General features: G+C 42.6%; 8 protein-coding genes. 6 read left to right on the top strand and 2 right to left on the bottom strand.

The window, feature by feature from the left end; translation table 11 throughout:
* Positions 1-28: 28 nt before the first annotated feature.
* The 5 genes from ACT29I_RS09265 (at position 29) to ACT29I_RS09245 (ending at position 7813) form a co-directional block, all read left to right on the top strand.
* Complete coding sequence (locus ACT29I_RS09265; RefSeq protein ID WP_444793258.1) at positions 29-1288, top strand: sialate O-acetylesterase; 1260 nt, start codon at positions 29-31, stop codon at positions 1286-1288.
* A gap of 348 nt (positions 1289-1636) precedes the next feature.
* On the top strand, positions 1637-3976 hold the full coding sequence (locus ACT29I_RS09260) for a glycoside hydrolase family 95 protein (RefSeq protein WP_444793257.1): 2340 nt from the start codon (positions 1637-1639) through the stop codon (positions 3974-3976).
* Between the two features lie 24 nt (positions 3977-4000).
* Positions 4001-4492, top strand: coding sequence for a DoxX subfamily (locus tag ACT29I_RS09255; protein ID WP_430932162.1), 492 nt, complete (start codon positions 4001-4003; stop codon positions 4490-4492).
* 1 nt (position 4493) lies between these two features.
* Positions 4494-6077, top strand: a complete 1584-nt coding sequence (locus ACT29I_RS09250; protein ID WP_430932163.1) for a Gfo/Idh/MocA family protein — start codon at positions 4494-4496, stop codon at positions 6075-6077.
* Between the two features lie 74 nt (positions 6078-6151).
* Complete coding sequence (locus tag ACT29I_RS09245; protein ID WP_430932164.1) at positions 6152-7813, top strand: DUF6909 family protein; 1662 nt, start codon at positions 6152-6154, stop codon at positions 7811-7813.
* 80 nt (positions 7814-7893) lie between these two features.
* Here ACT29I_RS09245 and ACT29I_RS09240 read toward each other — a convergent pair whose 3' ends face one another.
* Both ACT29I_RS09240 and ACT29I_RS09235 read right to left on the bottom strand, forming a co-directional pair.
* Positions 7894-8295, bottom strand: a complete 402-nt coding sequence (locus ACT29I_RS09240; RefSeq protein WP_430932165.1) for a DUF1987 domain-containing protein — start codon at positions 8293-8295, stop codon at positions 7894-7896.
* Positions 8296-8307: 12 nt separating this feature from the next.
* Positions 8308-8814, bottom strand: a complete 507-nt coding sequence (locus ACT29I_RS09235; protein ID WP_430932167.1) for a SiaB family protein kinase — start codon at positions 8812-8814, stop codon at positions 8308-8310.
* 182 nt (positions 8815-8996) lie between these two features.
* On the opposite strand from ACT29I_RS09235, the gene ACT29I_RS09230 reads away from it, so the two are divergent.
* Positions 8997-11642 (top strand): ATP-binding cassette domain-containing protein (locus tag ACT29I_RS09230; RefSeq protein WP_444793256.1); only part of this gene is annotated, 2646 nt, incomplete at its 3' end.

The raw sequence follows: 11642 nt of genomic DNA, 5'->3' as shown, positions 1-11642 counted from the left end.
CAAATTTTTAACGTTTAAAGAAGAAACTATGATACGAGCTGTAAAACTCATGTTTGCTGTCTTTGTTGCCTTTTTTTGTATTAGTCCGGCCTTTGCAAAAAAACCGCTTAAGATTTACATAATGGCCGGGCAGTCGAATATGGTCGGCACTGGGGGTATTTCGACCTTCGACTATATTGGAGACGATCCCGCAACCGCCCCATTGCTTAAGAAGATGCTTGGCCCCGACGGCAAACCGAAGGTATGTGAAAGGGTTTGGATCTCTTCGCTGAATGGAAAGATGAACCAATACGGAGGAGAAGGATATGGCAAGTTGACTGCCGGTTACGGTGTGCGCAGAACAGATCCCACGAAACTTGACGATTTTATCGGACCGGAGTATATGTTCGGCATCACCATGGAAGAATCATACGATGGCCCTATCTTAATTATCAAGACCGCCTGGGGAGGCCAAAATCTAAGTGTGGATTACCGATCTCCGGGCTCCGGTCCATACGTAATGAATGACTATCAGGTAGAAATATTGACCCAAAAGGGCGCGCTAGAGAAGGTTAGGGCGCAGAAAAACGAGGCAACGGGCCGAAACTATCGTTACATGATGGATCATGTCCGAAAGGTTCTGGGCGATATAAAGCGGGTCTACCCGGACTACGACCCGGATGCAGGCTATGAATTGTCGGGCTTTGTTTGGTTCCAGGGATGGAATGACTTTAGTGATCTTACCACCTATCCATCAAGTTATGGAGAAAAGCAGTATGATCAATACAGCCATTTATTGGCACAATTTATACGCGATGTCCGTAAGGATTTGAAGGCTCCCGAACTGCCATTTGTTATAGGTGTGATGGGTCAGTATGGGAATTACACACCAGGCACATTTAAGGTGGTTAACAAATCGGATTATCGCATGAAGCTTTTCCGTAAAGCCATGGCGGTGCCAGCGCAAATGGAAGAGTTCAAAGGGAGTGTAGCTGCCGTTCAGACGGCACCATTCAGAGAAGATGTACTTGGATTCATAGAACAGAAACAAACAAAGGTGAAAAACATGGGTAGAAAATTGTCGAAACAACTTGCCGATGGGCCAAATGCCGATGGCTCAATGACGCCGGAGCAGAAGAAAGCTTATATGGATGATTACAAAGCTAAAATACTCACCCCTGAAGAGATGGCCCTATGGAAGCGGGCTGCGTCTATTGGTGGCTTTGTTCACTACTACGGCTCGGCTAAGTTCCATGCTCAGGCTGGCAAGGCATTCGCCGAAGCGTTACTGGATATGGGATGTAAGTAATTTTATTTGCTTAAAGCATCTAAGGCTCCCACGAAGTTTGGTGCAAATGACAATCCGTATTACATAAAAAGGTGCCAATTGGCTTTATAGGGTTTAAAGTTGGAGATATATAGGGAGTTTATATCATCGAAACGGCTCCTGACGACTGGGTGTTATTCTGGCCAGCCGATCAGGCACAACCTGAATACAGTGTATGCTCCTTGCCCCAGAGGCACGGAATATCGCTTTGGTCATACAAACTAATTTAGTTAAGTTTATCTGCTGTCAGGATAAACCTCATGAAACCATGAAAAATATAGAATAGATAAAAATATTAATAGATTCAGGAACAAGTAAAAAAACTGTACAATGAACAAACGAATATTTGCAATACTTAGTATTGCATTAAGTCTGATTACAGGCACGTCAGCACAAGAAAAAATATTATGGTACGATAAACCTGCAGAAAAATGGATGGAAGCCCTGCCAGTTGGAAATGGGCGTTTGGGTGCCATGGTATTTGGTGGCATTGAAAAGGAAACCATCCAGCTCAACGAAGAATCGGTTTGGGCCGGGCCTCCCGTTCCTGAAAATCGCAATGGGGCCTGGAAATCCATCGCAAAAGCGCAAGCGTCGATTTTTAATGGAAAATACGTGGAAGCCGACAGCATTATGCAAACCGATGTATTGTCGCCCAGGATTGCACCAAGAAGTTACCAAACACTGGGTAATTTGAACATGGACTTTCAATTGAAAGGTGAAGCTGAAAATTACCGCAGGGAACTCGACCTCGACAAAGCCATTGCCAAAACAACTTTTACATTAAACGGGGTCAACTATACCCGCGAGGTTTTTTCGAGCCCTGTAGATCAGGTTATTGTTGTAAAGCTTTCTGCCGACAAACCTAAATCCATGAGTGTTAATTTGAGTTTAGACCGTCCTGCCGATTTTGAGGTAGCTACGGTAGGCAAAAACAAAATCAGAATGTGGGGGCAAGCCAGCCAAAAAGGCAAACATCCGGGCGTGAAATACGAAGCCCAATTGCTGGCTGTGCCTAACGGTGGAAAAACCATTGCTGAAGAGGGAAATATAAAGGTAAGCGGGGCTAATGGGTTAACCTTATTTATCTCGGCAGCCACCGATTATAATGCCGACGAGCCTTATTCTCCATTAACACATACGCTTTCGGCAGTTTGTGCTAAACAGTTAAAAGCGGTATCGAAAAAATCCGTTGAAAAAATGGTAGACGAGCACCAAACAGAACACCAACGGTTGTTTAGAAGGGTGACCCTTAACCTTGGAAATTCAGGAGACGTTAATGTGCCTACCAATAAGCGTTTGGAGGCCATCAAGCAAGGTGCGGACGACCCTGGATTGATGCAGCTGTTTTTTCAGTATGGACGCTACCTGCTTATTTCCTCATCAAGGCCGGGCAACCTGCCTGCCAATTTGCAGGGAATATGGAACCAGCACCTGAGCGCTCCCTGGAACAGTGATTTTCATACCAACATCAATTTTCAGATGAATTACTGGCCGGTGGAAATCTGCAACTTAAGTGAATGTCACGAACCATTTTTCGACTTACTGGAAGACCTAGTTGAACCGGGAAGTAAAACGGCAAAAGAAGTTTATAATTGTGATGGTTTTGTGGTGCACCATACTACGGATGTGTGGCACTGGACAGCACCTATTGGCAAAGTACAGTATGGCATGTGGCCCTTTGGCTCGTCCTGGTGTACGCAGCATTTTATGGAACATTATCGTTTTACCGGCGATAAGGAATTTTTAGCTAATCGGGCATACCCGATTTTAAAAGAATCGATTAAGTTTCTGCTTGATTGGCTTTCGGTAGATCCCCGTTCCGGGAAATTGGTTTCAGGGCCGTCAACTTCGCCCGAAAATAAATTTTATGCACCGGGAACCGATAAAGAAATGGTTCGACTTGATATGGGCAATGCCATGGACCAGGAAATTATCTGGGACAACTTTACCAACCTGTTGGAGGCTGCTGCAATTCTTGAAATAGAAGATGATTTTGTAGCGGATGTAAAAACAGCACTTGCCAACCTATCGCTGCCAAAAATCGGTTCCGATGGCCGTTTAATGGAATGGTCGCAGGAGTTTGAAGAGGTGGACGCAGGACATCGCCATATGAGCCATTTATTTGGTCTATATCCGGGGAGACAGTTCAGCGAATTACAAACTCCTTATTACATCGATGCCATTAACCGCAGCATTGATGGGCGCTTGGCAAATGGTGGAGGCCACACCGGATGGAGCAGGGCCTGGATTATCAATTTCTTTGCCAGACTTCAAAATCCAGATAAGGCTTATGAAAATTTAAAGGCACTGTTTCAAAAATCGATGGCCGACAATTTATTCGACATGCACCCGCCTTTCCAAATCGACGGCAATTTTGGAGGAGCAGCAGGTATGGCGGAGATGTTGGTTCAAAGTCATCTGAAAGATGAAAACGGGGAAACCATCATTCAGTTATTGCCAGCTTTGCCAAAGGTTTGGCCCAATGGGAATGTATCTGGCTTATGCACACGTGGTGGCTTTACATTGGATATGAAATGGAAAAATGGTAATCCTGAAAATGTGGTGATTTCATCGAAAAACGGCGGTTCGTGTAAAATAAAAGTAGGGGATAAAACAATTAGTCTGAACCTAAAAGCTGGCGAAGAGCAAACACTTACAAGGTTTTAATAATACAAGAAAAGCTCTGATTAAATGGATAAATCAACAAATTATGCAATAAATAAATACCAGCTATCGGCACTCGTAATATGCCGGGTATTGATAGGATGGCATTTATTATATGAAGGTGCTGTAAAAATGTTAAATCCCGACTGGAGTGCAGCTGGATATCTGTTGGATTCTGAAGGCCTGTTTAAACAGTGGTTCTTATGGATGGTTGACACAGAAATAATACTGAACGCTATTGATATTATCATCCAGTGGGGGTTAATATTAATTGGGCTGGCTTTAATATTAGGACTTTTGGCCCGATATGCTTCTATTGCCGGAGCGATAATGATCCTGATGTTTTATCTTTCACACCCACCCGTGATTGGTTCGGAATATATGATGCCTTCGGAGGGAAGTTACCTTTTAGTGAACAAAAACGCAATTGAGTGCTGCATCTTGGTCGTGTTGTTTCTTATACCAAGTAGTTATTATATAGGAATCGACCGACTACTATTTAAAAACAAGCGTATATAAAATGGAAGAAAAAGACAAAAATTCTATACCAAAATCTTCTCCAAGAAAATTGAACAGAAGGGAAGTATTGAAGGGTTTGGCCACCGTACCTGTTGTTGGCGCTTTTGCTTATGGAATGTATAGTAAAAACAGGTATTACGATACCTTAAACGAACACTTGCTCGAAGAGCTTGATTTTGATTTAAGTGAAAAAAGCAGCCTTAATGTTCCGGTAAATAAGAAAATTAGAATTGGTGTGGTTGGATACGGAAGCCGCTGTAACTATTTGTTAAGGTCACTCGGCTTTGCTCAGCCTGAATATATCGATAAATTGGCGACTAAAGCCAAAACCGAAAAAGGGTGGGAAAAAAGATATCAGAATTTTATTGACCAGGAAGATCTCGGGGTGGAGATAACCGCCATATGTGACGTCTTCGATATTCATGCTGAGAATGCCATCAAGGCAGGTCAGAATATTTACCGTCAGGGCATTTCCGGAAAAAAGGGTAAAGCCCCAAAGCGATACAAAACCTATCAGGAATTGGTTAAATCGGATGATGTAGATGCTGTTATAATCGGTACCCCCGATCATTTGCATTCTTCAATAGCCATTGAGGCCGCGCTTAACGGGAAACATATATATTGCGAGAAGCCCTTGTCGTGGCATTTAGATGAAACATATATGGTTCGTAAAATAGTGAAAGAAAAGGGAAATGTCTTTCAGTTAGGACATCAGAACCGTCAAACGGATAGTTACCATGTTGCCAAAGGGATTATTGAAAAAGGAGCCTTGGGAAAAATTTCGCTTATAGAAACCTGTACCAACCGTAATTCTCCCAATGGGGCATGGGTGTATAATATTCACCCCAAAGCCAACAAGAACAATATCGACTGGAAACAGTTTATAGGACCGGCTCCATGGCACGATTTTAGTTTGGAACGCTTTTTCCGTTGGCGATGCTGGTGGGACTACAGCACCGGATTAAGCGGCGATTTGTTTACCCATGAATACGATGCGATGAATCAGATATTAGATTTAGGCATGCCATCGTCTTCCATGGCTTCCGGGGGTATCTATTATTTTAAGGACGGACGAACCGTGCCTGATGTATTGACAATGGCCTATGAATTTGCTCACAAAGACTTAACGCTCTTATACAGCGCAACCCAGGCAAATCAGAACACCCGCGGTAAAATGATTATGGGTCATGATGCTACGATGCACGTAGGCAATACGCTTGAAATAAATGTAGACCCAAATTCGACCAGGTACAAAGAGAAGATAAAAAATGGTTTGATGGATCCCGGGAAACCGATTTTCAGCTATACTCCGGGCAAAAACAAGGTAGATGCCATCACGTCGGCCACCGAGAAATACTTTGCAGGTCGCGGATTGTTATATACCTATCGTGACGGAAAACAAGTGGATACCACACACCTGCACCTTCGCGAATGGCTCGACTGCATCCGGCTAAACAATGGTACACAACCAAGTTGTAATATCGACAGGGCTTTTGAAGAAGCCATGACAGCCCATATGGGAACCATATCCTATAAAGAAGGCAGAAGAACTTACTGGGACTTTGACAAGGAACAAATTGTCTAGCAAAAGAGAAATGGTTCATTAGGTACGGTTGTGCTGTGATAGGACAACAATATCGTTTTAAAACAGAAATATTCATGGACAATAAAATCAGGACGAGGGAATCGAGGGCAGCCATCGAAAGGTTGTATATTACCATGCGTCACTTGTTCATCCGGGGCAGTTACAAACCCCTGGGGGTATCGGGAGAGGAGCTGACCAAAACATTCTTAACCCTGAATCCGGAAATCTACGGATCCATGTCCGACCCATACAGGGTGGAGTTAAGTGCCATGAAATACGTGTTGGATCGTTTGCCCAGGAGAATAGAAAAATGCAGGCACATCCGCTTGATAGCGCGCGAAGGATTTGAATTGTCCGACTACGATGTTATCGTTCCTTTAAAGCGGCGAAGAAACTGTTACCGCATTGATGAAGATTCGATGTATATTGAAGTTACCCGCGGGCGAAGCGATATTTACGATATTCTCACGCACCTGACATTTCTGTTCAACGAATCAAAAAAAATAATGCAAAACAGTCTGGATCCTAAGGGACAGGTTTCTGATGACTGGAATAAACTTAAGAACTTTATAAACTCGGACGATAATCGCGATATAAAGCAGGGAATCACTTATTTAAGCAACGTGCTGGGGCGTACTTACCTGGAAACGAAGATGGCGGTTGAAGATTTTGGCCAGAGAAAGGATGAGCCCTCCTTGTTTGAAATTATTTATTGGCTGGGGCACCTTACCATACAGGAACAGATCAAGGGAATAAAACGAGAAATATCTTTTTCCCAAAAACTAAGGGAAATCATCGGGCATCATATTTATGGCGAGAAATGGGCCAATCACATTAAAGACTTTATTGTGAAAAAAGGGTGGATTGAACGCCCACTGCATATTATAAGCGCAAACCTCCATAGTTTTTTAAACACACTATACGGAAATCTGGCCGAACCGGATATAGATTCCCTGGATGAACTGGCCATCAAGACAAGCGAGGGCGGAAACAAAAAACTCCGCGACAAAATTGAAAAAATAGCGCTGCAAAATGGGTTGCATATGATAAAGGATTCATCCGGTGCCAATATTAATGTTCAAATAATCGATCTGGAGAAAGCTTTACACAACAACAGCTCCAAATGGTTGCATTCAGAAAAAGGTAATACCACAGACAGAGGTTTGTTATTGGTAATGGATTATGCTTTTGGGGAACAGGCGTACGAGTGTATGGACGAATTGTTAAAGCCCGAGATAAAAGGCGAAAGAAGATTGCGGCTGAACATTGAGACCATCTCCATTATGGGTAAAGCGGGAATTCTGAAAGGAGACAAAGGGGATATCATTGTACCCGGCGCTCATGTTTTTGAGGGGACCGGCGATAACTACCCGTTCGAGAACAGCTTTAAGGCAGCTGATTTTGCGGGAAACGGGATTAATGTGGTCGAGGGGAACATGATTACTGTTCTGGGTACCTCCCTGCAAAACAAGGATGTGTTAAAGCACTTTATGAACAGTTCGTGGAATGCAATTGGAATTGAGATGGAGGGGGCACATTATCAAAAGGCGATTCAGGCCGCCACCAAGGTGCGGAAAAGTGTCAACGAACAGGTGAGGGTCTATTATGCCTATTACGCCTCGGACAATCCCATGCAAAGCAAAACAACATTGGCTTCCGGTGGCCTTGGCCAGGAAGGGATAAAACCCACCTACCTAATTACCTTGAAATTATTGGAGAATATTGCTAAAGGGTGAACGCGGCAGTGGTATTATGGGTTTAAAAGTGAGCTCCGTGCTAAATGTCGTTACTTCCTAATATCCGAAGGAATTTTGGTTTAGGTCCTAATCTCGATAAATTCAAACGGGAACTTGGACATCCTGGACATTTCCTGGCCTACCTCCAGCATATCCTCATCATCGTCTTCGTAATGCCAGTGAATAACAATTGGATGACCCATGGAATGCAAGTTGCCCAGTTTCTTGCAGAAATCGAGGATAAACTTTGCCGAGGTTGAATTAAAATACTCCAGGTTAAAAATAAAAACATAGGGCCTGTCAATTGAGCCGTCATTGTTTTTTAACGACAGTTCCAGTTCATTCACCCAATCTATCAAATCTTTATAGAAAATACTGGCATTCTCAGGTCTTGACTCCCCTGATACTTCAAAGCTGTATTTATCAGGTTCAAACCATATTTTTGGGGAGTTGGGAGTAGGGTCTATTGTTAGCTTTCTCATGAAATATACTTTTTAATGCTCCAAAGGAACGCTTACCTGCAATTCAAACACAGACCATCCTGCATTTACCGGCGTGAAATTATAGTTAATCTTACTGTTGGCCTTTAAGGCTATGGTGATAATTCCCAATCCAGCTCCTTTATTGATGGCGATACCATCTTTATTAATCTGGTCTTCATACATCTTCAGCAAGCCTTCCTTATCCTGACCCTTCACATGGTCAATCTTTTGATGGAGATCATTCACTTCATCATTGGAGATCAGGTTCCCTGCTGTGATTAAATATCCCTCTTGCTCCTGCTCGAGTATGATATATGGATGGATGGTAGTGTTAGGGGGAGCTGCATGATGCCTGAGAATATTCTCAATGCATTCAACCATAATGTTGTAAACACGTTTTTTAAGTACCTTTTTTATAGCATGGGCCTCCAAATCCTTTTTAACTTTCTGTAAAAGAATTTCTGTTGTTTCAAATTCAATGGGTCCCCTATAATTTAGTATGGTCTTAATTTTCGACATTATTGGTATTGCTGGATAGCCTGAATTACTTTTTTTTACAAGATAGGAAAATATTAGTAGCTTTATAAACAATCTCAAAAGAGAGTTAAGCTGCATATAGCTACGGTTGGATAGATCTAAACCCGGAGATTTCCGATTGCACCAAACAGCCACCATACCGTTGGGAAGAAAAAAAAGAAGACATGAATGAGAATATAATTAAGGCATTAATTCAATTATTTGCCCTGGTAATTGACATAGACATATCGGTTAAACAACCCAGCCGGGAACGTAAGTTTGTCGAAACGTTTTTGCGTAAGCTCCTAAATAAAAATCTGATAGAGAAATACCTGATCCGGTTTGATGATTACCTGCAATTGTATGCCTCCAATAAAGTGGATGTCTCCGACAAGAAAAGGAAAAAGCGGACCATGGTGGATGCCATGAAGGTGATGGCTATCTGTGAGCAGATCAATCAGGAATTGCAGCAGAAACAAAAGACCTTTGTGTTGTTGAAACTTCTGGAATTCATCTCACTGGATGCCATTTTAACAGAAAAAGAATTGGATTTTGTGCTTTCCGTGGCAACGGCCTTTAATATTGACGAAACAGAATACCTCAACTGTAAGGGTTTTGTTTTTAACGAATTAAAAAATGTGCCGGAGAAAGAAAATGTGATTATTTTTGATTCTGACGGTGGTCAGTCTGAAGCTGGGATCGTACACCGCAACATTGGAGATATAGGCGGGGAAATCATCTTTTTGCATATCAAGAGCACCAATACGTTTGCCTTTCGTTATACAGGTAACCAGGATGTATACTTGAATGGGCAAAATTTCACGCCACACCAGGTATATATTTTTGAGGCAGGATCATCGTTGCGAAGTGCGACAACAAAAACCATATATTATACCGATGTGGTAAAGGTTTTTATGCACTTGCGCAAAGAAACCGGCGCTTCCTTAATTGCACGCGATATTATTTTTAGATTTAAGAACAGTGAAAACGGGGTCCTTCTGCAACACCTTAGTATCGATTCGGGACAATTGGTGGGGGTCATGGGAGCCAGTGGGGCCGGAAAATCCACGCTGCTGAATATCTTAAATGGAAATATCAAACCACAACAGGGACAGGTGTTTATCAACGGCCATGATCTGTATCAGAATTATAGCCCGGCAAACAATAGTATTATCGGTTATGTGCCGCAGGATGATATCCTGTTTGAAGAATTGACGGTGTATCAGAATCTCGATTTCAACGCACAGTTGTGCCTGAGCAACTATAGCGAGGAGAAAAGAAAAGAGTATGTCCATAAAATGTTATACGACCTTGATTTGTATGGCGTTAAAGACCTGGTGGTGGGCAATCTGTTAAACAAACTCATTAGTGGGGGTCAGCGCAAACGTTTAAACATAGCCCTTGAGTTAATCAGGGAGCCTGCTATCCTGTTTGTGGACGAACCCACTTCGGGCCTGTCATCTCTCGACTCGGAGGTGGTGATGAACCTGTTGAAAGAACAAACCCTGAATGGTAAGATTGTCATCGTTAATATTCATCAGCCATCATCAGACATCTTTAAGATGTTCGACAGGATGCTGTTTCTGGATAAAGGAGGATATCTGATTTATTCGGGAAACCCTATTGAGGCCATTGGCTATTTTAAAAGGAAGAGCAACTATATTAACGCGACAGATGAACAATGCGGTGAATGCGGCAATGTGAATCCCGAACAGCTTTTGCAAATCATCGAATCCAAGATTGTAAATGAGTATGGAAAGCCGACCCGAACCAGGAAAATAACACCCAGAGAATGGTACGACTTCTTTCTAGAGACCCGGCATAGCCAGTCAACGGATTTCCCCGAGGAAAGGAAATCCGGACATAGCCTGTATAGCATCCCGGGAAAGATCGGCCAGCTCCGTATCTTTTTTCAGCGGGATTTGCTGACGAAACTGAGCAACAAGCAATATTTGTTAATAAGTCTTTTGGAGGCCCCTGTTCTGGCGGTGTTGCTGGGTTTTTTTACCAAATATATAAGTGGCAGGACGGGAGATCCAAATGCCTATATTTTTATGGAGAACAACAATATCCCGGCTTATATTTTTATGGCCGTAGTGGTGGCCTTGTTTTTGGGATTATCCATATCTGCCGAAGAAATAATAAAAGACAGGAAGCACCTGAAACGGGAATCGTTTTTAGGATTAAGCAGGGGCAGTTATTTACATTCTAAAATAGCGCTGTTGTTTATGATTTCAGCCATACAAATGTTAAGCTTTGTGCTCATAGGTAATTTTATCCTGGAAATAAAAGGGATGAACATGCACTATTGGCTGATCTTATTCACCACTTCCTGCTTCGCCAATTTATTAGGACTAAACCTTTCTTCGGCATTAAACTCTGTCATCACCATTTATATTCTGATACCCTTTATATTGGTGCCCGAATTGCTGTTTAGCGGTGTTATTGTGACCTACGACAACTTGCACAAGAGTATCACATCGCAGAAGTATGTGCCCGTGATTGGCGATGTGATGACCTCTCGTTGGGCCTATGAAGCGCTTATTGTCCATCAGCATAACGCAAACGAGTTTCAAAAACATTTTACAGATGTGCAGAAGGAAAAAAGCAGGGCTACCTATTACAAAGATTACCTGATTCCAGAATTGCAGAAAAGCATTCTTTATTGTGAGCGTAATATTGACAATACGGAAAATAACGCAGTGGTGGATTTTCAGGTGCGCCTGATCAAGAATGGCATCAAGACGCTCGCACGAAACACCGCCTTTCCTTATGAAAAAACAGCAAAAATAAATATAAAGGAAGTGAACACCGAGCTATTGGAAGATATC

This window comes from Saccharicrinis sp. GN24d3 (genome assembly GCF_052400645.1).
Classification (GTDB): domain Bacteria; phylum Bacteroidota; class Bacteroidia; order Bacteroidales; family Marinilabiliaceae; genus Saccharicrinis.
This window is presented reverse-complemented; position numbering and strand designations above follow the sequence as displayed.

Coding starts and splice junctions, on each gene's coding strand:
- ACT29I_RS09265 (WP_444793258.1), top strand. CDS start 29: ATGATACGAGCTGTAAAACTCATGTTTGCTGTCTTTGTTGCCTTTTTT.
- ACT29I_RS09260 (WP_444793257.1), top strand. CDS start 1,637: ATGAACAAACGAATATTTGCAATACTTAGTATTGCATTAAGTCTGATT.
- ACT29I_RS09255 (WP_430932162.1), top strand. CDS start 4,001: ATGGATAAATCAACAAATTATGCAATAAATAAATACCAGCTATCGGCA.
- ACT29I_RS09250 (WP_430932163.1), top strand. CDS start 4,494: ATGGAAGAAAAAGACAAAAATTCTATACCAAAATCTTCTCCAAGAAAA.
- ACT29I_RS09245 (WP_430932164.1), top strand. CDS start 6,152: ATGGACAATAAAATCAGGACGAGGGAATCGAGGGCAGCCATCGAAAGG.
- ACT29I_RS09240 (WP_430932165.1), bottom strand. CDS start 8,295: ATGAGAAAGCTAACAATAGACCCTACTCCCAACTCCCCAAAAATATGG.
- ACT29I_RS09235 (WP_430932167.1), bottom strand. CDS start 8,814: ATGTCGAAAATTAAGACCATACTAAATTATAGGGGACCCATTGAATTT.